Here is a 24,226-nt window from a genome sequence, read left to right as displayed (position 1 = left end):
ATAAAATGGAGGGGAAAAGAAAAAGCCGATACATGACGTATCGGCTTTCTAAGATTCAGTACCTAATCCCTACAATGTAAGTACTGATTCATTTTTTGCTAAACATCTTTGTTTAGTGGCCGTGCTTAGTGGTCGTGAGCTTCACCAGCACCTTTCGGGTAACGGATGTTCTCAACCATATCTTGTACATCTTGTGGAACTTCAGCAGTTACTTTGTTTACAGCAATTGATACTACGAAGTTTAGACACATACCTAGCGTACCGATGCCTTCTGGGCTGATACCAAACCACCAGTTTTCCGGTGTGCTTGCTGCTGGGTTAATGAACTTGAAGTAGATGATGTAGCTTGCTGTGAAGGCAATACCTGACAACATACCTGCAATTGCGCCTTCCTTATTCATCTTCTTGTAGAAGATACCTAGGATGATGGCAGGGAAGAAGGATGCTGCGGCTAAGCCGAAGGCAAACGCTACTACCTGAGCTACGAAGCCCGGTGGATTAATACCTAAGTAACCTGCGCCAACAATCGCGACCATGGCGGCCAAACGAGCGGCTAATAGCTCCTGCTTGTCGGTCATGTTTGGTCTGAAGCCTTTCTTCAACAAGTCATGTGAAATCGACGTTGAGATTACCAGTAGTAGACCAGCGGCTGTTGATAGTGCGGCTGCTAGGCCACCGGCTGCAAGTAGTGCTACAACCCAGTTTGGTAGTTTTGCTAGTTCTGGAGAAGCCAGTACGATGATGTCACGGTTAATCTTCATCTCGTTACGTTCATCGCCCGAGTAGAACATTTTGCCATCGCCGTTCTTATCTTCCCAACCAACTAGGCCAGTGCTTTCCCAGTTTTTGTACCAGCTTGGTGCGTCTGCTGCTGCGACACCTTGCATGTCTGGGCCGTTAATCGTTTCGATCATGTTTACACGAGCGAAAGCTGCAACGCCAGGTGCTGTTGTGTATAGCAATGAGATGAACAGTAGTGCCCAACCTGCTGAGATACGAGCATCACGTACTTTTGGTACCGTGAAGAAACGAATGATTACGTGTGGAAGACCGGCAGTACCTACCATTAGAGCCGCACAGATGAAGAATACATCTACCATGCTCTTGTTACCTTCGGTATAGGCGGTAAATCCGAGTTCTTCTGTTAGTCCATCCAGTTTATCAAGTAGGTATACATCTGTACCTGATAGCGTCGAGCCCATACCAACTTGTGGAAGTGGGTTACCTGTCATCATGATTGAGGTAAAGATTGCTGGAACAAGGAAGGCGAAAATGAGGACACAGAATTGAGCTACCTGCGTATAAGTGATGCCTTTCATGCCACCAAGCACTGCGTAGAAGAACACAATACCCATACCAATGATGATGCCTAGGTTAATATCAACTTCTAGGAAACGAGAGAATACAACGCCAACACCACGCATCTGGCCTGCAACGTACGTAAATGATACGAAGATTGCACAGAATACCGCTACCATACGTGCTGTTTTCGAGTAGTAACGTTCACCGATGAAATCAGGAACCGTAAACTGACCGAACTTACGTAGGTAAGGTGCTAAACATAGCGCAAGTAGTACATAACCACCTGTCCAACCCATTAGGTAAACCGCACCGTCGTAACCAACGAATGAGATGATACCTGCCATTGAGATGAATGATGCTGCCGACATCCAGTCAGCGGCTGTTGCCATGCCGTTTGCTACTGGGTGTACGCCGCCGCCAGCAACGTAGAATTCACTCGTTGTTCCAGCGCGAGCCCAGATTGCGATGCCGATATAGACTGCGAAAGTAATACCGACGAGAATAAACGTCCAAGTTTGAATATCCATGTTCTAGCCTCTAGTCTTCCTGTACGTTGTATTTTTTGTCCAGCTTATTCATGCGAACAACGTAAATAAATATCAACGCCACGAAGGTATAAATTGAACCTTGTTGAGCGAACCAAAAACCTAGCTTAAATCCGCCAAATTGAATGGTATTTAGGACATCCACAAATAAGATGCCAGCGCCATAAGACACCACAAACCAAACTGCGAGTAGTGTTCCCATTATTCCCAAGTTTTCCTTCCAGTAGGCTTGAGCATGTTCCGTAGATTCGAACGCCATTGCCTTCTCCTTTATTCCGTTTTCGTAGAAACCGTTTTGTGAAACCGTTTTTGTAAAATAGCGTGTTAACGTAATGTTACGATTTAGAATGTAGCAAGGATAAGTCAAGGGATCTGTGCAACTTTAGTCGGGACGCTATTAGCGCTAATGCACTGAAATATGGGAGCTAGGAGGCATAATCATAGAAAAACGTGATGTTGCAATGATGTTAAATTAGCCAAAGGTCTAACAAAAAGGGATGAATTAGAGTGTGAGTCATAAAATTTAACAACTAAATGACTGAGAAACGGTATTTAGTCCTGCTTATGACACGAAGCGAAACATAAGTTTGTTATAGTAACTACGGTACTTTCACCGGCCGTGACTTGCTTAACGGCAGAAGATCAACAAGCTAGTGGCAAAAGATCAACAGGCTTAAAGCTCGAGTTTTATTCTTTGGGGGAACGAATTGGACGCAATAACCATTAATCACTTATTTTTGACTGGTGCCGTACTCATCGCCATCAGTGTACTTTTCTCACAAGTGTCCTCTCGATTGGGCGTTCCGATTCTTTTAATCTTTTTGTTCGTTGGTATGTTGGCGGGCGAAGATGGCCCCGGTGGCATTAATTTCAATGATTACTCGCTGACCTATTTGGTGAGTAACCTTGCGCTGGCTGTGATCCTGCTTGATGGTGGTATGCGAACCAAGGTCGCGAGCTTCAAGGTCGCTTTTTGGCCGTCGCTTTCGCTGGCGACGATAGGTGTGGCCTGTACCGCAACCCTAACCGGTTTAATGGCGGCTTGGCTGTTTGACCTATCACTGATGCAAGGCATTTTGGTTGGTGCGATTGTGGGTTCGACCGATGCAGCTGCGGTATTTTCTTTATTGAAAGGGCAGAGCCTCAATGAACGTGTTGGCTCAACCTTAGAGATAGAATCCGGTACCAATGACCCAATGGCGGTCTTCCTGACAGTGACTTTAATTGCGCTACTGGGCACCCCAGATGCCGAGATGGGAATGAACTTCCTACTCAAAAGCTTCGCGATGCAGTTTGGTATCGGCACCCTTATTGGTATTGGTGGCGGTTGGGTTCTATGGAGTCTAATTAACCGAGTACAGCTGGCCGATGGCCTTTACTCGATTCTGGTACTCAGCGGTGGTGTGGCGCTGTTTGCGTTCTCTAACATGCTTGGTGGTAGTGGCATCTTATCGATTTACCTCGTCGGTCTGTTCATTGGTAATCGTCCAACTCGCTCTCGACACTCTATCCTTAATGTTCTTGATGGCATGACGTGGCTAAGCCAGATCGTGATGTTCTTGGTGCTGGGGCTATTGGTTACACCATCGACATTGATGGACATTGCACTTCCTGCGTTAGCATTGGCTTTCGGTATGATCTTGTTTGCTCGCCCGTTGTCTGTTTGGTTGGGTTTACTGCCGTTCAGAAGCTTTACCACCAGAGAACGTTGGTTTGTGTCTTGGGTCGGTTTACGTGGTGCTGTGCCGATCATTTTGGCGGTGTTCCCGATGATGGCTGGCCTGCCTAATGCTCAGCTTTACTTCAACATCGCCTTCTTCGTGGTTATGGTTTCGCTGATTGTTCAGGGCGGTAGCTTGATGAAAGTTGCGAGGTTGGCTCAGGTGACCTTACCACCGACACCAACCCCAATTTCTCGTACTGGCATGGAGATTTATCCGACCAGTGAGTGGGAGATGTTTGTCTACAAGCTGAAAGAGGAAAAGTGGTGTGTTGGTGAGCCGCTTAAGCGTTTGTCTATGCCTGAAGGGACGCGAATTACGGCACTGTTTAGAAAAGATGCTTTGCTTCACCCATCGGGTAGCACCGTGTTAGAGGCGAACGATATTCTCTGTGTGCTTGGCCAAGATAAAGATCTAGATAGTTTAAGTGCACTATTCAGTGAGGCTCCTCTAGCTGAAGAGGCCGCTCGATTCTTTGGTGATTTCTTCTTGGATGTCGAACTATCGGTTGCAGCAGTCAGTGATTGTTATGGCATTGAACTGGGCTCGGAAGAAGAGCGAGAAATGACGCTAAAACAATTGGCTGAGCGAGAGCTTGGTGCCCACCCTGTATTAGGCGATAGTTTTGTGTGGCATGACATTACTTGGGTGGTTGCAGAGATAGATGATCATAAAGTCGTCAGGTTGGGTTTATGTTTACCAAAGACGACTTTAGAAGAGGATATAAGCGAAGCTTAGTTGTGGACTTCTTGTAGCAAGATAACCGCCTGAGTTCGGTTTTTCACATCCAGTTTACGGAAGATGGCTGTCATATGTGCCTTGATGGTCGCTTCCGAAACATTCAATTCATAGGCGATTTGCTTGTTCAGCAGGCCGTCTGAAAGCATCCCTAATACCTTGTATTGCTGAGGCGTCAGTGTGGAAAGCTTTTCTGCAAGGTCGCTACAGGCTGCATTGTTGGTGATAAGCCCTTCAGGGAAGAACGGGTCGCCATTCAGCACTTGATTCAGTGCACTCACCAATTCACGCATATCACTCGACTTAGGAATGAAGCCAAAGGCACCATGGCTCTTCACTTGAGTGACAACGCTGGCATCCTCGCTGGCTGAGATCACCACAATCGGTAAATCTGGATATTCAGCACGCAGTTGAATTAAGCCCGACATCCCGTTTGCTCCCGGCATTTTAAGGTCGAGAAGCAACAGGTCGGGTTCATCTTCTTTTTTTAGTAGAGTCAGTAAGGCATCGAGAGAATCAGCCTCAAGCAGGTTCGCACCGCTGATAGCCATATGAACTGACTGAAACAGGGCGTTGCGAAAGAGAGGGTGGTCATCAGCAATGATGATGGTATAGGTCGAGTCCATGACGTTCATACTTTTAACAATTTAGTTAATATTTATTATCATCCTGATTGAGTATGTGGACAATATCTATGCATGAAAAGTCTGAACCATATCGACTTTTATCCCCGGAATAAGAAAGCGTTACTCTGAATAGCAAAAAAGCCGCACTGCCATCTCGTTACGGAGGGGCGGTGCGGCTTTCGTTAGTGCTTGTATTTAGACGAATGTCGTCGTTATAGCTGGTGGTCTTGCATGTGTTTTAAGAATACATCTGCCGGCATAAAACCAGTGACACGAGCATTTGGAACATGGTTACCCTTGCCGTCCCAGAACTCAATGGTTGGTAAGCCGAGCACTTGTAATTGTTTAAGAAGTTCAATGTCTTGAGGCATGTTTCTCGTTACATCAGCCTGAAGCAGGACGAAATCAGAAAGCTTGTTCTCAACATCAGCTTGGTGGAAGGTGTACTTCTCAAACTCTTTACATGCCACACACCAATCGGCGTAGAAATCGAGCATCACTGGCTTGCCGAGTTTCTTGGCTTCGATGAGCTGGATTTCTAACTCTTCAACCGTGTTGACGCGTGCGAATTGGATTTGTTGTTCAACCACAACGCTCTTTTCTGCGAACCAGTAATTCAATGCTGGTTGCGCTGAAGCGAATAGTCCGAGCATCGCGATGATACCCACTGCGCTTTGCTTCCAGCCACCGAATGGCAGTGCATTCTTGCTGTGGTAAAGCCAACCAAAGGCGATGAAGCCTAATCCAGACCAAAGTACCGTTGCCCACAATTCAGGGATAATACGCTCTAGTAGGAAGATAGGTGCTGCCAGCAAGATAAAGCCGAATACGATCTTCACCTTGTCCATCCAGCTGCCTGCTTTCGGCAGCAGCTTATTACCAAACACCGCAACCAAGATCAGCGGGATACCCATACCCATCGCTAACGCATAAAGAGCGATCGCTCCGGTTAATAGGTCGCCACTTTGAGCCACATACAGCAGTGCACCTGACAATGGCGCTGTGGTACAAGGTGAACACACCAAGCCCGAGATAGCCCCCATCGCGAACACGCCCAAGGTATTGCCACCTTGTTGCTTGTTACTTTGGTTGTTAAGCCAAGTTTGGATGCTGCTTGGTAGTTGTAGGTTATAAACGCCGAACATCGACATCGCCAACGTCACGAATAGAACACTCAGCGCGATTAATACGTAAGGATGTTGCATCGCAGCTTGGAACTGCATACCTGCTGAAGCAACCACTAAACCCAATAAGGTGTAGGTCAGCGCCATGCCTTGCACGTAGATGAAGGACAACATCAGCGCACGACCTTGGCTGAGCTTGCCGCCACCTAGCACGATACCCGTTAGAATTGGGTACATAGGCAGAACACACGGCGTAAAGGCTAAGCCAACACCGAGAGCTAAGAATAATAATGGAGTCCACCAACTGTCACCCAGCTTATCGGCTAAGCCTGCTTCTTTTGAAACGGGAGCATTGGTTTGTTGAGTGGTATTACTTGCTGCGTCAGCTGTAGGAGAAGAGGGTTGTACTGAATTGTCTGCTTCACCAGTTGCATCAGAAGAATCTCGTGAGGCACCACTGTTTTGCACATCACTGCTTTTCACATCACCAGAACTCGTCGCAGTAAACGGTTCAATGTCGATTACTCGGATCTCTGGTGGGTAGCAGAAACCAGCATCTGCACAGCCTTGATACTTAACGATCAGCTGCGAGCCATCTTGGTAACTCTGTAGAGGAACTTGCACGAATAACGGCTGAGTATAAATGCTCACCTCACCGAAGAATTCATCTTGGTGTGGTTGGCCATCTTCCATTTCAACATTGCCGATAGCGAGATTTTGGCCAGTGAACGAGAGGCTATGTTGATAGAGGTAGTAGCCCTCTTTTACTTGCCAGTCGAGAAGGACTTTGCCGTCTTGCTGGTAGTAATTGAAAGGGAAAGCTTGGTCTACAGGGACAAAACCGTTGTTATTGCCTCCGAAGCTTGGCTCGGTGTTGTCGTTTCCAAAAAGCGCCCACGCAGGCTGGGTGAACAGGGAAACACAAACAAAAAGTAATGTGGCAAGTCGTCGCATACTATTTAGTCATCAAAATGGAGTTGAAGGTATCTTAACTCAATCAGACCGTAATAGTTTGTGATTAGTTTCATCGACCAGCAAATATCCGCTAGGGCGGGTGAGCCACTTTCTTAGGCAGTCGAGAGAGGATTAGCTGTGCAACTGCAGTGAACAGCCCTTGCCAATAAGACATTTAGGCAACACCTAAGCGTGCTCTTACTACTTGTTCACAAGCATCAATGTTCATCGTGTCTTTCGGGATAATTAGCACGGTGTCATTGCCGCCGACCGTACCGATAATCTCGGTATGTGGGTCGATATCGACTAATCTTGCGACCAACTGTGCGCAACCAGGGTTTGTTTTTACGATCACCATCGCTTGGTTGTGAGTAATTAATTCGATTTGTGATGAGATTGAGGCATCGACACGCACAGGCGCGCTTTCAACAGTGATGCAGTAAACCTTTTTGCCACAGGCATTCTGAATTTTGACAACGCCAAGCTGTGACAAAATGCGAGAGACGGTCGATTGGCTGATACCTGTATAGCCAATGTCGACGAGTTTCTCGCGCAGTTGGTTCTGGGTCGAGAAGCTTTGTTGTTGTAGTAAGCGTTTGCACGCGGCAGTCAGTGTTTTATCTTCAGCTGAATACAAGCAACCGTGCTCAGTGATTTGGTTCATGAACAACTCCTTAAGGTCAACGTGTTGATATCGCTTGTCCATAGCGCAGAACGCACTCCCAAAGCCGTAGAGTACGATTGTTAATTAGGGCTTACCGATGAACCCCGAAATAAGAGGGAGGGTATGCGAGATGTATGATCATCTATGCATTGAGTCTACCACTAAAGGATAGTTATCTTTTTGAAGGCGATCACCAAACAAAATTCTGGTTAATTGCTTTTATTTTGGAGTTTTATTCTTTGGTTAAATGGATATTTATTCCGCGTTGGGAATAAATATCCATGAACTATAAAGGGTTTTCGTTGCGGAGGTAATAGCGCTAAGGGTTAGCGAATTTCACTCATGATCTCGCGAGAGAATACTTTTTCACAATAGTGACATTTTAACTGTACGTTTTCGTATTTTAGCTGCACTTTAAAGCTACTTTCGACAGGTTCACCGTGTGAAATACAGTTGCTATTTGGGCAGGAGAACACACTGTTGATTTGTTCTGGCAGTACAAGTGTGAGCTTGTTGACCACTTTGTACTCTTCAATCTGATTCACTGTCGCTTGTGGAGCGTACAGAGCCAATTGATTGGCTTGTTCCTTGGTCAGAAAGATGTTCTCAATCTTGATTAGGTCTTTGTTGCCGAGCGCTGATGATGGCAGGTTTAACCCCATCGTGATGCGTTGTTCTGTTTTATGCAGCTTGAACAGTTTGAGAATTTTAATCCCAAGATGAGCAGGGATGTGGTCAATCACGCTGCCGTTACGGATCGCTTCTACTTGTAGCTGAGTTTGTTTAACCATGACTGTATCTCCTGCTTATAAAGTGTCGTTTAGAACTAGGGCTAATAAAGCTTCACGTGCATACACACCGTTTTCAGCTTGTTCGAAGTAGTAAGCGTGTGGCGTTTTATCAACGTCAGTGGTGATTTCGTCGACGCGTGGCAGTGGGTGAAGTACCTTCATGTTTTGACGAGCGTCTTTCAATGTATCGGCGGTTAGGATGTAAGCCGACTTCATGTGCGCGTATTCCGATGCATCAAAGCGCTCTTTCTGTACGCGAGTCATGTACAGGACATCCAGTTCAGGCACCACTTCTTCAATGCTGCTGTGGGCGCTGTATTGGATACCCATCTCTTCTAATTCTTCACAGATATAATCTGGCATCTCTAACACTTCTGGCGCGATAAAGAAGAAACGCACGTTATTGAATTTTGATAGTGCTTGCGTCAGTGAGTGCACAGTTCGGCCATATTTTAGGTCGCCAACGAACGCTACATTGAGGTTATCAAGCGTACCTTGCGTTTCGTAAATCGAGAACAGATCCAACAAGGTTTGAGTCGGGTGTTGGTTTGCACCGTCGCCGCCATTTACTACCGGAACCCCATTCGAAAATTCAGAGGCCAAACGTGCTGCGCCTTCTTGTGGATGACGCATCACGAAGGCATCGACGTAAGATGAAATAACCTGCACCGAATCGGCAAGTGTTTCGCCTTTCTTGGCCAGCGATGTGTTGCCGCCATTATCAAAGCCGATGACGGTGCCGCCAAGACGCTGAACCGCGGTTTCAAATGAAAGGCGAGTTCGAGTTGAAGGCTCAAAGAAGCAGCTCGCAACGACTTTATTTTTCAGCAACTCTGGGTTTGGCTCAGCCTTGAGCCTTGCTGCGGTGTCGACGATAAGCTCCAGTTCATTACGAGTGAGCTCAGGTATGGAGATGATGTGCTTGTTAAATAACGAATGCGCCATAACGGGTCTTCCTTCTATGCATACAGTCAAATTGCGGACAAAAAAAAGCCCCCTAAAAATAGGAGGCTTCGAAACGATCAATAGAGCAAAATAAAAATGACACCACCGCCACTCTTTGGCGTGTAGTTTGACAATAATGTGCGACAGAATTGCGGTTCATTTTTTGCTCTCTTAAGACAAATTGCGGAGGATTATACTCAGATAAAAAGGCCATGCAATACTTTCTGTAAAGTATTCATTTAATGGATTTTTATGCGAAATCGCGTCCGTTTTTAACTTCCATTTAAGCCTTTGTTGAAGCTGACAAACTTGTGTTTTTTGGGGTGATAACTTCTTCAGTCGAATGAAAAAAAATGCGGGCTTTATCCAAGGGTTAAATCCCAAGTACGCCACCCGCATTTCCCTGCTATTGCACTTAACTTGTTAATGTCTTGCGAACAAGTGAGTGCTTAACTATTTAGATTATTAGTTATCTAGATTCTTAGTTGTTCAGCTTATTAACTGCCTAATGTTGCAACCATTACAGCTTTGATGGTGTGCATGCGGTTTTCAGCTTCATCGAACACGATAGAGTATTCAGACTCAACCACTTCATCTGTTACTTCAACGCCGTCTTTTAGTTGTGGGTATTCAGCAGCAAGCTGTTTGCCTACGGTTGTGTCTTCGCCGTGGAAAGCAGGTAGGCAGTGCATGAATTTCACATGTGGGTTGCCTGTCGCTTTGATCATGTCCATGTTGACTTGGTAAGGCATCATTAGGTTAATACGTTCAGCCCATGCTTCTTTTGCTTCGCCCATGGATACCCAAACGTCGGTGTATAGGAAGTCACAACCTTGCACGCCTTCTTGAACGTCTTCAGTCAGTGTGATTTTGCCGCCCGTATGTTCTGCAATTTCACGACATTGAGCCAATAGCTCTTCTTGTGGCCAGAATTGTTTTGGAGCAACAAGGCGAATGTCCATGCCCATTTTCGCCGCGCCAACCATCAGAGAGTTGCCCATGTTGTTGCGAGCGTCACCTAGGTAAGCAAAGCTGATTTCATGCAGTTGTTTACCACGGCCGTATTCCGTCATGGTTAGGAAGTCAGCCAGGATTTGTGTTGGGTGGAATTCGTCAGTCAGACCATTCCATACAGGAACGCCAGCGTAAGCGCCTAGCTCTTCAACGATCTCTTGACCGAAGCCGCGGTATTCAATGCCATCGTACATACGGCCAAGAACACGAGCCGTATCTTTCATTGATTCTTTGTGGCCAATTTGAGAGCCAGATGGGCCTAAGTAAGAAACTCGAGCACCTTGGTCGAATGCAGCAACTTCAAATGCACAGCGAGTACGAGTTGAGGTTTTCTCAAAGATAAGTGCAATGTTTTTGCCAGTCAGTGTTGGCTGTTCGTAACCGTTGTACTTCGCTTTTTTTAGCTCCATAGAAAGATCTAACAAGTGTTGAATTTCGCGTGGAGTGAAATCTAGTAGTTTTAGGAAGTTACGATTGCGTAGGTTAAAAGCCATGATGTATTCCTTTTTAGATTTAGGCGCTTTCCTGTTACAGGGAAAGAAAATTCAAGAAAGCGCGATTCAATTTTTAGTTAAATTTGTTCGGTTCGGTTCGGTTTGTTTCGTTTAATCTGTTTTCGCAAGCTTTAAAAGCTCTCAAGGTTTAAGGTTCTCAAGATGATAAAGCTCGCTAGTACGTTAACCTTTGGTGATATTGGTGCCCGCTTGGCCTTGCAGAATTTGCAAGCCATCTTCGAGTGCACCGATACCCACTACTTTGCCGCCTTGCTGAATGAATTCGCACGATGCTTCAATTTTTGGCCCCATTGAGCCGGCATCAAATGTGAACTTCGCCAATTCGCTTGGTGTGGTGCTGCGCAGTGCGTGTTGAGTTGGTTTGCCCCAATCAAGGTATACAGCGTCAGCATCGGTCAGAATAAGCAGTGCATCTGCATCCAATTGTTTCGCCAAGAAAGCCGCTGACATGTCTTTGTCGATAACCGCTTCAACACCCACTAATTTGCCATTTTCTTTTTTCACTGGGATGCCACCACCACCAGTACAAATCACGAGATGACCTGCCTCGATAAGTTGGGTGATCGCGTCGTGTTCAACAATCCCGGTAGGGCGTGGGCTTGGTACTACGCGACGGAAATGTTGGCCATCTGGTTTTACGATCCAGTGGAACTTCTCTGCCAATTCACGCGCTTCTGCTTCTTCGTAGATCGGGCCAATCGGTTTGGTTGGATCCGCGAATGCAGGATCGTTTGGATCGACGGTCATTTGCGTCAGCATGCATGAGATGTTGCGGTTAGGAAGATAGTTTTTGAACTCTTGCATCAGCATGTAGCCGATCATGCCTTGAGTCTCACTGCCCAACACATCTAGCGGGTACGGATTTACTTTTTTGTATTCCAAACCTTGCAGAGCAAGTAAACCAACTTGTGGGCCATTACCGTGTACTAGAACCACGTTGTACACTTTCGCGATTTCAGAGATGGTTTTAACAGCTGTTTCAATATTACGGCGTTGAACATCGGCTTCTAACGGCTCACCGCGACGAAGTAGGGCATTACCGCCGAGTGCAACAACAACAGTTTGCTTAGTCATAATTGTGTTCTCTCATTTTGGCCAAGTTGAGATTATTTTAGATCGTTCAACTTGGCCGTTTCGTCTTAGTGATTAGATACCATCACGCTCGATTGGGCAGCTCATGCAGCGTGCGCCACCGCGACCGCGACCAAGTTCGTCTCCTGGAATCGGAAGAACCGTGATGCCTGCTTTGTCGTATTTTTCATTGGTGTATGTGTTGCCTTCGTAGCCAATAACGACGCCAGGTTTAACCGTTAGAACGTTGTTTGCATCGTTCCACTGTTCACGCTCTGCATGGAAGTTGTCGCCACCCGTTGTGATTAGGTTTAGCTTGTCTACGCCAAGTGCTTTTTCGATAGCCGTTACGAAGTAGCCTTCTTCTTTCACTTTCACTGCGCCTGACTCATCACCAGTTAGGTTCCAGCACTGCACATCCTTACTCACGACTTCAGGGTAAACAGAGAACGTATCTTCGTTCATGTGCGTCATAACGGTGTCTAAGTGCATGCAAGAGCGGTGTTTTGGTAGTTGCATTGCGATAACTTGTTTCGCTTGACCGTGTTTGAATAGGCTAGATGCTAAGTGCTCTACACCTTGTGCTGTTGTACGCTCAGACATACCGATAAGTACCGCGCCACGACCGAGCACAAGAACGTCACCACCTTCAATGGTTGAGTTGTCATAGTTGATCTTTTCTTCATCGCCGAAGTATTTAATGAAGTCTTGGCCTGCGAATGTTGGGTGCCAACGGTAAATAGCGCGAACGTGGTTTGTTTCACGTTGACGAGCTGGTTTCGCCATTGGGTTGATAGATACACCGCCGTATACCCAGCAAGATGTGTCGCGAGTAAATAGGTGGTTTGGTAGAGGCTCGATAATGAAGTCGGTTGGTGCGTGCATGCCTTGCATCATTGAAGATGATTTCATTGGCATCTCAGCGTAAGACAAACCGCCTGTTAGGATTTTTGCTAGCTCTAGGTTTGGTAAGTCGCCCAAGTAGCAGCGCACATCATTGGCGAATGTTTTACCCAAACGGTAATCAGATACTTGGCAGCTTAGTAGCCAATCTTTCGCTTCTGGCACAGCTAGTGTGTCTGCTAGCAAGTCAGTAAGAAGAAGAACTTCAACACCTTGATCACGTAGCGTTTGAGTAAATGCGTCATGCTCTTTACCTGCACGCTCAACAGCCAGTACGTCATCAAACAGCAAATCGTGACAGTTAGAGGGTGTTAGGTGAGTCAGTGCGCGTCTTGGACGGTGAACTAGAACGCGGCGTAATTGACCTATTTCAGAACCTACATAGAACTTACTCATGATCGTCTCTCTCTTATATATTTGAATTACTTTTATCGCTAAGAGTAATTATTTATTTTCAGTTGAGAAGAATGAATTATTTTATTCATATCTCTTGTCTGGAATTAATATTACGCCTGATAGTCAGGTATTCTTAGAGATCTATCACAAATCGTTTTTTATCCCGCAGCCCTTTAAAATCAAGGGTTTTAACAAACTTTATGCACTTTCAACTATTGTCAGCCTTTTCTAAATAGTTAACTCCTTGGGAATATTATGCATGCTTTTTTCATTCGCCTAGCTAGAATCCAATTTGTGAGGGATTATATGCAAAATGGTTTTATTGATAATAATGAGCTTAGATTGGAAGTATGCAATGTTAGTATTTATATATTTAATTTTGTACGAAGAATTAATTATTCTTTAACAATTTAAATGCGAATAAAGCTATTGTGGTCACACTTTATAATTGGGCTTTTTAAGCTGGTTTTCTATAAAAACCACTACTATTTCCTCTTTGGTTATTACTGCGTAAATTACTTTAAATATAATTAACGATAATAAATGACTAAATATTTGTATAAATATAAGAGAGAAGAATAGTTGGCGTTTTATTAGTCTTAATGTTGATATTTAAGCGTTGGCTTACTCTTTGTCGCAAGTGGTTTTTGTTTGTTTAAGCTTTGCTACTGAGATAGGTAATAGGGAGGCGTTAAATGAAGCGTGTGCAGCTCGTGAGGTTGTTTTGGTGATCGGGTTAGAGTTGGATTCGATAGCGACAAAAAAAGCCGCTAAGAAAGCGGCTTTGAACGAGAAGATGAAGCTTGTTATCTGAAGTTTGTTGGTTAGGGCTGTCTAGATAAGCGCACCAATACTTAGTACAACGATGCAGAACACCATCAAGATACCGATTAATGGCATTACCCACTTAACCCAGCGCACGTAAGGGACGCGAGCAATCGCCAAGCCACCCATTACTACCGCAGAGGTTGGTGTGATTAAGTTCACCAAGCCAGAGGCGGATTGGTACGCGGTGATAACGAGGTCACGACCTACGCCAGCAAAATCGGCCAATGGGGCCATGATTGGCATAGTCAGTACCGCTAATCCAGACGTTGATGGTACTAAGAATGACAATAGAATCTCTAAGAAGAACATCACGTTAATAAAGATAACCGAAGATAGCCCGGTAACCATTTGTTCTGCAGAGAACAGAATGGTGTCGGTGATCATACCGCGGTCCATCACCACCACAATACCACGTGCGATACCTATGATAAGTGCTACGCCCAATAGGTCTCGAGCACCGTCAATGAAGCTAGTGGTAAACTCTTCTTCGCTCATGCGAGACACAATACCGACGATGATTGTTGCTGCTAAGAACATCGCGGAGATCTCAGCCATCCACCATCCTGCAACGGATACGCCGTAAATCATCACAGCGAAAGAGCCACCAAAAATGGTCAGAATCAGTTTGCGAGTTGCGGTGAATTCAAGTTTTTCACCACTCGTGTTACCAAGGAAATGTGCTTTGTTCTCTTCGTATTTGTCGTAGACAATCGATGTTGTTGGGTCGGCTTGAACCATTCTTGCGTAACGCATAACGTAAGCGACACAAATACCCCAACCAATAATCAGCATACCAACACGCAGCGCGATACCGTCGGTAAATGGAATGCCAGAGGCGTTGGCAGCAATAACGGTTGCGAATGGGTTAATCGTTGAACCTAGCACCCCAATCCCTGCGCCAAGTAATACAGTGGCAGCTGCCACTAGAGGGTCAAAGCGAGCGGCCATCATTACTGGTACTAGCAGCGTATAGAATGGCAGTGATTCTTCCGCCATGCCGTAGACGGTACCGCCAGCAGCAAACAGCGCCATCAGTATCGGTATCATCAATTCTTCTCGCCCTTCTAGGCGGGCGGTGACACGTTCGATACCGGCATCAATAGCACCAGTTTTGGTTACTAGCCCTAAGAAGCCACCAATGATTAGAATAAACAGTGAAACGTCGATGGCCGCAGCTTCATAGCTATTGTGGTCGTAGAAACCGTCAATAGGCGCAAGCAGTACGTCAATCACACCTTGAGGGTTACCTTCTACGGCTTGATAGGTTCCGGTTACGGGTACTTCTCGACCGAGTTCTTCATTCATGGCTCGGTCGTATTGGCCTGCCGGAACAATCCAGGTAAGGAGCGCTACGAACGCAATAAGAATAAATAAAATGGTGTAGGCAGAAGGGAATTTAAAATTGGCAAAGAAGCCGCCCTTTTTTGTCTCGCTTGGTATTGTCTGAGTCGTCATAGCTATCTCCTTACATCATCTTAAATAAAAGTGATGTGAATTAGCGACTAATGATTTATAGATTGTAAACATACTGATGCTTATAAAGTATCCAGCGATATAAAATTGCTGAATTTAAATTAAGTTCGTTTTTATATTTACTGATCCAAATGAAGTTAGATTTAATTTAGCTGCGGTTATTTTATTCCTTACCTAGCTATTTAAGTTTGGTGCTGTTCACAAAAATAGTGGCCAATAAGATGGCTTGAAAATGGCATAAAAACAGCAAGGTTTTTTGGTTAGTTAGCTTGGATTAATATTCGATGTGGATTAGATGAAAGCGAGGGGAGATTGATTTGGTAAGTGTTGTTATTAGTTGGGTTGAATAATCTTGGAATTTTATTCAAATTTTATTTTTAGGCGGGTTTTAAAGTTTATAATAGTTATTTGATGTGTATCAAATAACACATTGAGTAGAAAACAAAAAAGGAAGCCGAAGCTTCCTTTTAAAGTTTTAATCATCAGCGAATGTTAGATAAACAGACCGCCGAATGCGAAGCCTAGTGCTACCGCTGTACTGATTGTTGCCACACCAGGAATGAAGAATGGGTGGTTAAATACATACTTACCAATACGCGTTGAGCCTGTATCATCCATCTCAACCGCTGCCAGTAGCGTAGGGTAAGTTGGAAGTACGAACAGCGCACTTACCGCAGCAAAAGAAGCCACGGCTGTTAGTGGTGCTACGCCAATCGCTAGAGCAGCAGGCATCAGTGCAACGGTTGTTGCGCCTTGAGAGTAAAGCAGCATAGAAGCGAAGAACAGAACAAGAGCCAGCATCCAAGGGTAGTCAGCCAGTAGAGCGCCGGCTACGTCTTTGATTTCAGCAACGTGTGCGTTTACAAACGTTGAACCTAACCAAGCCACACCTAGTACACATACACACGCAGTCATACCAGAGCGGAATGTTGGCGCTGAAGAAATCTTCGCTGCATCAATCTTAGTGAACATAACAATTGCAGCAGCTGCTGCCAGCATCACAGACATGATTGCTTCGTTACGGCCCAGAGCTGGGTTTTCAATTAGGCCAACAGAGCTAGAGATAGCCGCTGCGTAACAAACCACGAAACCAATCGCCGCTAGGAAGATGTAAGTCGCTCTCTTCGCTGTTGGTAGAATTTCGCGCTTCTCTTCTGTTGCCAGTTTGATTAGACCTTTCTCTAGACGCTCTTGGTAAACAGGATCGTCTTTCAGTTCGCAGCCCATGTAGTTCGCGACAACCGCACCAACCATACAAGCGATGAAGGTTGTTGGAATACAAACCATTAATAGCGTTAGGTAATCAACACCAAACGGTGCCAGCATTGCTGCGAATGCCACAACCGCTGCCGAAATTGGCGAAGCTGTGATAGCAATTTGAGAGGCTACAACTGCGATAGACAGTGGACGAGAAGGACGAACGCCTTGGCCTTTCGCTACTTCTGCGATTACAGGAAGCGTTGAGAATGCTGTGTGGCCAGTACCCGCCATCAATGTCATTACAAAGGTCACGATTGGCGCGTAAAAGGTGATGCGCTCAGGGTGCTTACGCAAAAAGTTTTCTGCAATTTGCACCAACCAGTCCATACCGCCAGCAACCTGCATTGCTGCAATTGCGGTGATAACCGACATGATGATCAAGATTACATCGATCGGGATGAAAGATTGGCTTGTTGGAACACCAAGAATAAGTGAAAGGGCAATAACACCAGCACCACCGGCAAAACCAATACCGATACCGCCAATTCTGGCCCCCAAAAAGATAAAGAGCAGGACGACAAATAGTTCTACTGCAATCATAAGTAACACCTCATTTAGATTTTATTATGTGAACATTCGCCGCTGGAATGTTCACATAATAGTTCTATGGTTTAGGTTCAATTAAGCAAAAACGCAACCCACGGAAATCCACAAAATAATCATGGGTAACCGTATTGGAGCCTAAAAAAGGGCTCCGTTTGGAGCCCTTTCTCGCTAACTTTACTCGTAGCGCTTAGCTTTATACTGAGGATGCATCAGATTTTCAACAGAGAAAATGTCATCAAGTTCTTCTTCGCTCAATAAACCGCGCTCTAGAACTACATCACGAACACTCTTACCTGTTTCCGCACAAATCTTACCAACGATGTCACCTTCGTGGTGGCCAATGTATGGGTTTAGGTAAGTTACGATACCGATAGAGTTAAATACGTGAGATTCACACACTTCTTTGTTCACCGTAATGCCGTCTACACACTTGTCGCGTAGGTTCACACATGCGTTTGTTAGGATGTCTAAAGACTCAAACATGCTTTGTGCGATAACAGGTTCCATTACGTTCAGTTGAAGCTGACCACCTTCTGCTGCGAAAGAAACCGTGTTGTCGTTACCTAGAACTTTAAAGCAAACTTGGTTTACTACTTCAGGTACAACTGGGTTTACTTTAGCAGGCATGATTGAAGAGCCCGCTTGCAGTTCAGGTAGGTTTAGCTCGTTGAAGCCAGTGCGTGGGCCTGAAGAAAGAAGACGTAAGTCGTTACAGATCTTAGACAGTTTAACCGCTAGACGTTTAAGTGCACCGTGCGTCATTACGTATGCGCCACAGTCAGACGTTGCTTCGATAAGATCTTCAGCCGCGACACACTCTAACCCCGTTACTTCTGCTAGGTGTTTCACTGCTAGGCCTTGGTAACCCGGTGCTGCGTTCAGACCTGTACCGATAGCCGTTGCGCCTAGGTTAACTTCAAGAAGAAGCTTTGAAGTGTATTCTAGGTTTTTGATTTCTTCATTGATGGTTACAGCCCAAGCGTGGAACTCTTGGCCAACCGTCATTGGAACAGCATCTTGAAGTTGAGTACGACCCATCTTCAGGATTGTATTGAATTCTTGGCTCTTAAGCTCGAATGCACCTTTTAGGTACTCGATAGCGTCAATCAGTTTACGAACGCTGTTGTACACAGAGATACGGAAACCAGTTGGGTAAGCACAGTTAGTTGATTGGCTGCGGTTAACATGGTCATTCGGGTTGATGAACTCATATTGGCCTTTTTCTTTGCCCATAAGTTCAAGTGCCACGTTTGCCACAACTTCGTTAGCATTCATGTTTACAGAAGTACCAGCACCACCTTGGAATACATCCGATGGGAACTGATCCATGCACTTGCCAGTGTCTAGAATGAGGTCACAAGCTTCGATGATGTACTTAGCCACTTCGCTTGGGATTACACCTAACTCTTTGTTTGCTAAAGCCGCTGCTTTCTTTGTCATCACCATACCGCGAACGAATTCAGGTACATCTGAGATCGTTACATTTGAGATGTTGAAGTTTTCAACTGCGCGTAGAGTGTGGATGCCGTAGTAAGCATCAGCCGGAACATGACGTTGACCTAGTAGATCTTCTTCGAGACGAGTAGCTTGAGGAGCTTCAACTTGAGCTTCTGATAGATTAGCCATAACAGGATCCTTAGAGAATTATTCTGATTATATAGTTAGTTATTAGCCTATTCTGTGTGCAAATACTCCGTTCGCTAGAATATTGGGCTGATAAATCCGTCCTGACTTATGTGGCACATGATACTGTACCTAGCGCATAAAAATATTAAGTTGATCACCTTTTTCGGTTTTGTTTCGTCAATATTTTGCAAAGTTATTCTCGGTCAATAAACACGCTTATTTACAGGATAAATTTGAGATTAATAGGGCTTTCAGCGTAAACTGGGAGTAACAAAGGAGGGCGTGTGTTTCCTATCTTATTATTACTGTTTATCTTCGTACCTATCATTGAGATTGGTCTATTTATTCAAGTTGGTGGCTTCTTAGGATTGTGGCCAACTATTGCGTTAGTTTTGATTACTGCATTTGTAGGTGCATCGCTTGTTCGTAGCCAAGGCATTCAAACACTTATGTCTGTGCAAGGTCGACTACAACAAGGCGAAATGCCAGCACAACAGATTCTTGAAGGCGTGATGCTTGCGGTTGCAGGTGTATTGCTGCTGACTCCGGGCTTTATGACGGACGCACTCGGTATGTTGGTATTGCTACCAGCACCAAGAGCGATGATTGCCAAGAAAATGATGGAAAAAATGGTGGTTAGCAATATGTCTGGCGGTTTCCATGCGGGTGGACAGGCTGGTTTTGGTCAGAGTCCATTTGGACAAGACCCATTCAATCGTGATCCCTCTGACCAATCAAAAGACGGCAACACCTTTGAAGGTGAGTTTGAGAAGAAAGACGACGACAACGATCGTAACCGCTTAAACTAATCCGTTTTTTCTCTTCTTTGTCTTTCTCTCTTCTTTATATAGAGGGAAAAACAGAAAAGGCTCTTACCTTTATCCTTCGCAAGCAAGTGATAATGGTAAGAGCCTTTTTTATTGCATGTTACCTGCTATTTACGATTACTCGCAGGAGCAGGTAACAGGCCGTGTGAACAGTTATTTACTGAGATTGATTTACTGAGATTAGGTTATACCGCGCCTTCAAAGCCCATTTGTCGCCATGCTTCGAATGCAATAATAGCAACCGCGTTAGATAGGTTTAGGCTACGCGCGTCTGGCATCATTGGAATACGAATGCGTTGTTCCATTGGCATGCTTTCGATGAACTCAGCAGGCAGGCCACGTGTCTCAGGGCCAAACATCAACACATCACCTTGTTGGAATTTTGCATCAACGTGGTGACCTGTCGTTTTAGTCGTGCAAGCGAAGATGCGGAAATCACCTTCGCGTTCATTCTCTAGATACTCAAGGAAGGCTTCTAGGTTCTTGTGACGCTTAACACGCGCTAGGTCGTGGTAATCCAAGCCAGCACGACGAACTTTCTTCTCTTCAAAATCAAAGCCAAGTGGCTCAATCAGGTGCAGGTTTGCGCCACAGTTAGCACATAGGCGGATGATGTTACCCGTATTGGGCGCAATTTCTGGTTCGTATAGAGCGATATCAAACATGTTGGTTCACAAGAATATTCAAAGATAGCCAGAGTATACGGTGGCAAGCTGAGTGAGTACAGTTCACCACCACCATCAGCTTATGCTTGATTCGCCAGTGCTTGTGCGTAGTTTGCTGACACTGCATTCCAATTCACCACGTTCCACCATGCATTGATGTACTCAGGGCGACGGTTTTGGTAGCTGATGTAGTAGGCGTGCTCCCAAACATCGAGCGCAAGAATCGGCTCACCGTTGCTGGCAACCGTATCCATCCACGGGTTGTCTTGGTTTGAGGTTGAGATGATCTTCAGTTGTCCTTCTTCTACTACCAACCAAGCGAAGCCTGAACCAAAGGTATTGATTGCCGCTTGTGCGAACAACTCTTGGAACGCTTTGAAATCCCCGAAGGTACTTTTGATAGCCTCACCAAGTTCGCCCGTCGGTTCACCACCGCCATCTTGCGACATGCAGTTCCAATACAAGATGTGATTGTAGTAACCACCACCATTGTTACGAACCGCTGGGCTATGCTGAGAAATATTAGCGAAGATCTCGGTCAGAGACTGTTGCTCTAGCTCGCTGCCAGAGACAGCCGCAACAAACTTATCGTAGTAGGTTCTATGGTGCTTGCTGTAATGCACTTCCATCGTCTTAGCATCAATGTAAGGTTCTAGGGCATCGTAAGCGTAGGGTAGAGCAGGGAAAATGTGTGACATGGTAAATCCTCCTTAATTAGAGGATTTACCATAATGATAATAGCAATCATTATCAACTGCGATCTTTGTGGGGGTATTATACCGGTAGGATAGGTAAGGTAATTTCCAGCTGTAGTCCGCCCAATGTGCTGCGACTGGCTGTGATGGTTCCGCTGTGTTGGCGAATCGCGCTCTCAGTAATGGTTAACCCAAGTCCAGTACCGCCTGAGTTACGATCTCGCGCCGTTGAAACACGATAGAACGGTCTGAAAATCGAATCGAGTTCGTCATCAGGCACACCATCGCCATTGTCATTCACGCGAATGGTCAGCTGATCTTGGGCTACATGGAATTGCACATCGACTTGGTCTTTACCGTAGTAGATGGCATTGCGCGTAATATTGTCTAAGGCACTCATCAGTAGCTTAGGATTACCCGAAATAGAACGATCTGGGATCTCTGAAAACGTCAGTAATTTACCCATCTGCTCGGCTTCAAACTCTGCGTCTTTTAATATCTCTTCCCATAGACTTGAGAGTGGTTGAACTTCACGAGTTATGTGGCTGTCGACCTGCATGCGAGAGAGTGTCAGTAGTTCACTGATCATCTGCTCTAATCGCTGTGCTTCCATATCGATACGTTCTAACTCTTGGCTTTCACCTTGTTTACGTATCGCTAGCGCATTGGCCATACGCAGACGAGTCAATGGTGAGCGCAGTTCGTGTGAGATATCAGAGAGCAGGCGTTGTTGCCCTGAGATCATCTGGTTTACCGCTTCGACCATTTGGTTAAAGCTTTCACCCGCTTGTCTGAATTCTGAGGTACCTTTTTCGAGTGTTGGATCGACCTCGAATTGGCCTTTCGCCACACGTTGCGCTGCGCGTTCAAGCCTACGAGCAGGTTGGCTCAATGCCCAAGCTAACCAAAGTAATAGTGGGGTACTTGCCAGCATGACGGCAAGTAATAGCTGTAGAGGCTTATCAAACAGTCGTAGCAAAAATGGCGGTGGTTGATTCCACTTCACTCCGGCGTACATCAACAGTTCTTCACCAGCGAGTGTAATCGGCACAGGCCCAGCGACCATGTAATGTCCGTAAAGCTTTTGTTTCGGCATCTCAGGGTTATCAATAGAGGTAACAAAGTTACGAATCGCTTTAAGTTTATAGTCCGAATGCCTTTTCGAAGTAAGGACTGCACCTTCAAGATCGGTTAAATAGATACGAGCACGAGAATCCTTGCGGCTACGTGGAGCCTCAAGTTGGAAAACAATTTTGCCTAGATTCGGTTCTTTGGCGTAGCGTTTTTCTGTGATTTTAGCGATACGCTCTAATTTATTGAGATGATCGGCGGGCACATCTCGCGCCACTCGAGGATCGAGGTGCGGTAGAGATAACACGGATAAAAGCACCAGTAACATGGTGAACCAAAAGATGGCAAAGATACGTCCATATAAGCTAGTGATTTTAGGTATACGCATTAACCTTCCTCTACCAATAAATAGCCACGGCCACGTAAGGTTTTGATGCGAGATTTGCCGTCATTACGTTCTGGAATCTTCTTACGTAAATTAGAGATGTGCATATCAATTGCACGGTCAAATGCTGCCAGCCTTTTACCTAATACATCTAAGCTCAATGCTTCTTTAGTGATCACTTGCCCCGGATTTTGGATTAGATGGCTTAGCAAGGCGAACTCAGTGGTGGTGAGATCGATTTGCTGACCATTACAGTAAGCTTCTTGCTTGCCGGGGAAGACTTCGATGTCTTGGTATTGAATGGTATCACTGGCTGCTTTAGGTGCCGCCGCGGTTTGTGTACGACGCAAGATGGCACGAATACGAGCGAGAAGTTCACGGTCACTAAACGGTTTTGGTAAGTAATCATCCGCGCCAAGCTCAAGGCCAATCACACGATCGATCTCTTCCCCTTTAGCGGTCAGCATTAATACCGGTGTTTCCCAATTTTCTCTCAGCTTCTTAAGGGTTTCCATGCCATTAAGACGCGGCATCATCACATCCAATAGGATCAAATCTATCTCATCATTGATCGCCTCAAGCCCCGCATAGCCATCATTGGCTTCGGAAACAGTGAAGCCCTCAAAGCTCAGAATGTCTTTAAGTAAACTGGTTAACTCGGTGTCGTCATCAATAAGAAGAATGTTCGCCATTGGGAAGCCTTAATTGGTTATTTCACTTTAATAATACTGCTAATTATTCGTCAACTTTCACTCTTTACGATTCTTTACGCTTTCTAAACGTCGCTTTACGAGGGAAAGACTAATCTATATCTAAGCGCTGAGAAACAGACGCAACACATGACTTATTATACCGAATTGAGGCAACAATTATGAAAATGACTAAGAAACTTGTACTAGCAGCTGCGGCACTTCCACTAATGTTAGGTACAGCAAGCGCATTCGCATATGGCGGCGGCGATAAAGGCGACCACAAAGGCATGCACGGTAAATGTGGCGGCTTCGATAAGAAAGTGATGCGTCAACTAGACCTGACTGATGCACAAAAAACAGAATTGAAAGAGATGCGCGAAGCGAATCGTGCTGAGATGAAAGAAAAACACGCTGGTAATAAAGCCGATAAAATGGCAAAAATGAAAGCGCACCAAGAGAAAGTTCAAGATTTAGTTCTAGCGGATACTTTTGATGAAGCGGCGGCAAACGACCTAGCAAGCCAAATGGTTGAGAAGCAAACTGAGCGTCGCGTAGCAATGCTTAAGAAACAACACCAAATGATGAGCGTACTAACGGCTGAGCAAAAGACTCAACTGAAAGAGATCCAACAAGAGCGCATGACTAAGTGTGCTGATAAAATGGAAAAACGCATGAACAAAGACAAGTAATTCATGGCTTGAGAAAGCCGGATTGAATGACAGTGTTGAGAAAGAAGCGGCCGAGTGTCGCTTTTTTTGATCCCTAGAAATGAATGTTTTACATCCAAGCTGTCATATTCAATTGATTGTTTGCAGGTTATACTTTGTGCTATCAGTCACTTTATAGCCA

The 24,226-nt window shown here is 45.3% G+C and carries 21 protein-coding genes; 4 read left to right on the top strand and 17 right to left on the bottom strand.

Translation table 11 applies throughout. From position 1 onward, the window contains the following. Positions 1–125: 125 nt before the first annotated feature. Both QWZ07_RS21220 and QWZ07_RS21215 read right to left on the bottom strand, forming a co-directional pair. Positions 126–1,829: a sodium:solute symporter family protein gene (locus tag QWZ07_RS21220; protein WP_017108594.1), complete on the bottom strand. Its 1,704-nt coding sequence runs from the start codon at positions 1,827–1,829 to the stop codon at positions 126–128. A gap of 10 nt (positions 1,830–1,839) precedes the next feature. Next, the gene (locus QWZ07_RS21215) at positions 1,840–2,106 is read right to left on the bottom strand and encodes a DUF4212 domain-containing protein (protein WP_009844701.1); all 267 of its coding nucleotides are present in this window, start codon (positions 2,104–2,106) and stop codon (positions 1,840–1,842) included. Between the two features lie 448 nt (positions 2,107–2,554). Here QWZ07_RS21215 and QWZ07_RS21210 point away from each other — a divergent pair, with 448 nt between their 5' ends. Continuing rightward, positions 2,555–4,306, top strand: a complete 1,752-nt coding sequence (locus tag QWZ07_RS21210) for a potassium/proton antiporter (RefSeq protein ID WP_192853334.1) — start codon at positions 2,555–2,557, stop codon at positions 4,304–4,306. On the opposite strand, the gene QWZ07_RS21205 is transcribed toward QWZ07_RS21210, so the two are convergent. The 8 genes from QWZ07_RS21205 to arcA form a co-directional block, all read right to left on the bottom strand. Then, complete coding sequence (locus tag QWZ07_RS21205; protein WP_012604978.1) at positions 4,303–4,932, bottom strand: response regulator transcription factor; 630 nt, start codon at positions 4,930–4,932, stop codon at positions 4,303–4,305. The genes QWZ07_RS21210 and QWZ07_RS21205 overlap by 4 nt on opposite strands. A 212-nt stretch (positions 4,933–5,144) precedes the next feature. Next, positions 5,145–7,010 carry a protein-disulfide reductase DsbD gene (locus QWZ07_RS21200; RefSeq protein ID WP_192853335.1) on the bottom strand — a complete coding sequence of 622 codons (1,866 nt, stop codon included), beginning with the start codon at positions 7,008–7,010 and terminating at the stop codon, positions 5,145–5,147. Between the two features lie 175 nt (positions 7,011–7,185). Next, positions 7,186–7,674 carry an arginine repressor gene (locus tag QWZ07_RS21195; RefSeq protein ID WP_004729722.1) on the bottom strand — a complete coding sequence of 163 codons (489 nt, stop codon included), beginning with the start codon at positions 7,672–7,674 and terminating at the stop codon, positions 7,186–7,188. Positions 7,675–8,000: 326 nt separating this feature from the next. Beyond that, positions 8,001–8,465 carry an aspartate carbamoyltransferase regulatory subunit gene (pyrI, locus tag QWZ07_RS21190; protein ID WP_192853336.1) on the bottom strand — a complete coding sequence of 155 codons (465 nt, stop codon included), beginning with the start codon at positions 8,463–8,465 and terminating at the stop codon, positions 8,001–8,003. A 15-nt stretch (positions 8,466–8,480) separates the two neighbouring features. Beyond that, a complete protein-coding gene (gene pyrB, locus QWZ07_RS21185; RefSeq protein WP_192853337.1) occupies positions 8,481–9,410 on the bottom strand; it encodes an aspartate carbamoyltransferase in 930 nt (309 codons plus the stop codon). Positions 9,411–9,907: 497 nt separating this feature from the next. Beyond that, entirely contained in the window at positions 9,908–10,918 is a 1,011-nt protein-coding gene (locus QWZ07_RS21180) for an ornithine carbamoyltransferase (protein ID WP_004729719.1), read from the bottom strand. A 183-nt stretch (positions 10,919–11,101) separates the two neighbouring features. After that, the gene (gene arcC, locus QWZ07_RS21175) at positions 11,102–12,013 is read right to left on the bottom strand and encodes a carbamate kinase (RefSeq protein ID WP_192853338.1); all 912 of its coding nucleotides are present in this window, start codon (positions 12,011–12,013) and stop codon (positions 11,102–11,104) included. A gap of 72 nt (positions 12,014–12,085) precedes the next feature. Next, on the bottom strand, positions 12,086–13,309 hold the full coding sequence (gene arcA, locus QWZ07_RS21170) for an arginine deiminase (protein ID WP_017104611.1): 1,224 nt from the start codon (positions 13,307–13,309) through the stop codon (positions 12,086–12,088). 640 nt (positions 13,310–13,949) lie between these two features. On the opposite strand from arcA, the gene QWZ07_RS21165 reads away from it, so the two are divergent. After that, positions 13,950–14,123, top strand: coding sequence for an arginine deiminase (locus tag QWZ07_RS21165; protein ID WP_241911094.1), 174 nt, complete (start codon positions 13,950–13,952; stop codon positions 14,121–14,123). Positions 14,124–14,143: 20 nt separating this feature from the next. On the opposite strand, the gene QWZ07_RS21160 is transcribed toward QWZ07_RS21165, so the two are convergent. The 3 genes from QWZ07_RS21160 to aspA all read right to left on the bottom strand — a co-directional run bounded on the left by QWZ07_RS21160 (position 14,144) and on the right by aspA (position 19,042). Continuing rightward, positions 14,144–15,592 (bottom strand): YfcC family protein, encoded by a 1,449-nt coding sequence (locus tag QWZ07_RS21160; protein WP_192853340.1) that lies wholly within the window; start codon positions 15,590–15,592, stop codon positions 14,144–14,146. A gap of 510 nt (positions 15,593–16,102) precedes the next feature. After that, complete coding sequence (locus QWZ07_RS21155; RefSeq protein ID WP_017083813.1) at positions 16,103–17,410, bottom strand: anaerobic C4-dicarboxylate transporter; 1,308 nt, start codon at positions 17,408–17,410, stop codon at positions 16,103–16,105. Between the two features lie 180 nt (positions 17,411–17,590). Next, positions 17,591–19,042: an aspartate ammonia-lyase gene (gene aspA / locus QWZ07_RS21150; RefSeq protein WP_017083812.1), complete on the bottom strand. Its 1,452-nt coding sequence runs from the start codon at positions 19,040–19,042 to the stop codon at positions 17,591–17,593. A gap of 284 nt (positions 19,043–19,326) precedes the next feature. Here aspA and QWZ07_RS21145 point away from each other — a divergent pair, with 284 nt between their 5' ends. After that, positions 19,327–19,851 carry an FxsA family protein gene (locus QWZ07_RS21145; protein WP_017077583.1) on the top strand — a complete coding sequence of 175 codons (525 nt, stop codon included), beginning with the start codon at positions 19,327–19,329 and terminating at the stop codon, positions 19,849–19,851. A gap of 203 nt (positions 19,852–20,054) precedes the next feature. Here the strand turns inward: QWZ07_RS21145 and trmL are convergent, their stop codons facing one another. The 4 genes from trmL to QWZ07_RS21125 form a co-directional block, all read right to left on the bottom strand. Further along, positions 20,055–20,534 carry a tRNA (uridine(34)/cytosine(34)/5-carboxymethylaminomethyluridine(34)-2'-O)-methyltransferase TrmL gene (gene trmL / locus QWZ07_RS21140; RefSeq protein ID WP_009844716.1) on the bottom strand — a complete coding sequence of 160 codons (480 nt, stop codon included), beginning with the start codon at positions 20,532–20,534 and terminating at the stop codon, positions 20,055–20,057. Between the two features lie 80 nt (positions 20,535–20,614). Beyond that, positions 20,615–21,232 carry a superoxide dismutase gene (locus QWZ07_RS21135; RefSeq protein ID WP_102306782.1) on the bottom strand — a complete coding sequence of 206 codons (618 nt, stop codon included), beginning with the start codon at positions 21,230–21,232 and terminating at the stop codon, positions 20,615–20,617. Between the two features lie 76 nt (positions 21,233–21,308). Then, complete coding sequence (cpxA, locus tag QWZ07_RS21130; RefSeq protein WP_076668751.1) at positions 21,309–22,688, bottom strand: envelope stress sensor histidine kinase CpxA; 1,380 nt, start codon at positions 22,686–22,688, stop codon at positions 21,309–21,311. Then, a complete protein-coding gene (locus tag QWZ07_RS21125; protein ID WP_076668753.1) occupies positions 22,688–23,377 on the bottom strand; it encodes a response regulator in 690 nt (229 codons plus the stop codon). The genes cpxA and QWZ07_RS21125 overlap by 1 nt, the downstream gene beginning before the upstream one ends. A gap of 179 nt (positions 23,378–23,556) precedes the next feature. Here QWZ07_RS21125 and QWZ07_RS21120 point away from each other — a divergent pair, with 179 nt between their 5' ends. Next, positions 23,557–24,066, top strand: coding sequence for a CpxP family protein (locus QWZ07_RS21120; RefSeq protein WP_076668755.1), 510 nt, complete (start codon positions 23,557–23,559; stop codon positions 24,064–24,066). The last annotated feature ends 160 nt before the right edge of the window (positions 24,067–24,226 follow it).

It is taken from the genome of Vibrio lentus (assembly GCF_030409755.1).
Classification (GTDB): Bacteria; Pseudomonadota; Gammaproteobacteria; order Enterobacterales; family Vibrionaceae; genus Vibrio; species Vibrio lentus.
Note: the sequence above shows the minus strand (reverse complement) of the source record. Positions and strands in the feature narration are given on the sequence as shown.

Bases quoted from the DNA above. Each gene is read 5' to 3' on its own strand.
- QWZ07_RS21215 (WP_009844701.1), bottom strand. From the start codon at position 2,106: ATGGCGTTCGAATCTACGGAACATGCTCAAGCCTACTGGAAGGAAAAC.
- QWZ07_RS21155 (WP_017083813.1), bottom strand. From the start codon at position 17,410: ATGATTGCAGTAGAACTATTTGTCGTCCTGCTCTTTATCTTTTTGGGG.
- cpxA (WP_076668751.1), bottom strand. From the start codon at position 22,688: ATGCGTATACCTAAAATCACTAGCTTATATGGACGTATCTTTGCCATC.
- QWZ07_RS21195 (WP_004729722.1), bottom strand. From the start codon at position 7,674: ATGAACCAAATCACTGAGCACGGTTGCTTGTATTCAGCTGAAGATAAA.
- pyrI (WP_192853336.1), bottom strand. From the start codon at position 8,465: ATGGTTAAACAAACTCAGCTACAAGTAGAAGCGATCCGTAACGGCAGC.
- QWZ07_RS21200 (WP_192853335.1), bottom strand. From the start codon at position 7,010: ATGCGACGACTTGCCACATTACTTTTTGTTTGTGTTTCCCTGTTCACC.
- QWZ07_RS21205 (WP_012604978.1), bottom strand. From the start codon at position 4,932: ATGGACTCGACCTATACCATCATCATTGCTGATGACCACCCTCTCTTT.
- pyrB (WP_192853337.1), bottom strand. From the start codon at position 9,410: ATGGCGCATTCGTTATTTAACAAGCACATCATCTCCATACCTGAGCTC.
- arcA (WP_017104611.1), bottom strand. From the start codon at position 13,309: ATGAGTAAGTTCTATGTAGGTTCTGAAATAGGTCAATTACGCCGCGTT.
- QWZ07_RS21120 (WP_076668755.1), top strand. From the start codon at position 23,557: ATGAAAATGACTAAGAAACTTGTACTAGCAGCTGCGGCACTTCCACTA.
- QWZ07_RS21135 (WP_102306782.1), bottom strand. From the start codon at position 21,232: ATGTCACACATTTTCCCTGCTCTACCCTACGCTTACGATGCCCTAGAA.
- QWZ07_RS21220 (WP_017108594.1), bottom strand. From the start codon at position 1,829: ATGGATATTCAAACTTGGACGTTTATTCTCGTCGGTATTACTTTCGCA.
- QWZ07_RS21160 (WP_192853340.1), bottom strand. From the start codon at position 15,592: ATGACGACTCAGACAATACCAAGCGAGACAAAAAAGGGCGGCTTCTTT.
- QWZ07_RS21180 (WP_004729719.1), bottom strand. From the start codon at position 10,918: ATGGCTTTTAACCTACGCAATCGTAACTTCCTAAAACTACTAGATTTC.
- arcC (WP_192853338.1), bottom strand. From the start codon at position 12,013: ATGACTAAGCAAACTGTTGTTGTTGCACTCGGCGGTAATGCCCTACTT.
- QWZ07_RS21125 (WP_076668753.1), bottom strand. From the start codon at position 23,377: ATGGCGAACATTCTTCTTATTGATGACGACACCGAGTTAACCAGTTTA.
- aspA (WP_017083812.1), bottom strand. From the start codon at position 19,042: ATGGCTAATCTATCAGAAGCTCAAGTTGAAGCTCCTCAAGCTACTCGT.
- trmL (WP_009844716.1), bottom strand. From the start codon at position 20,534: ATGTTTGATATCGCTCTATACGAACCAGAAATTGCGCCCAATACGGGT.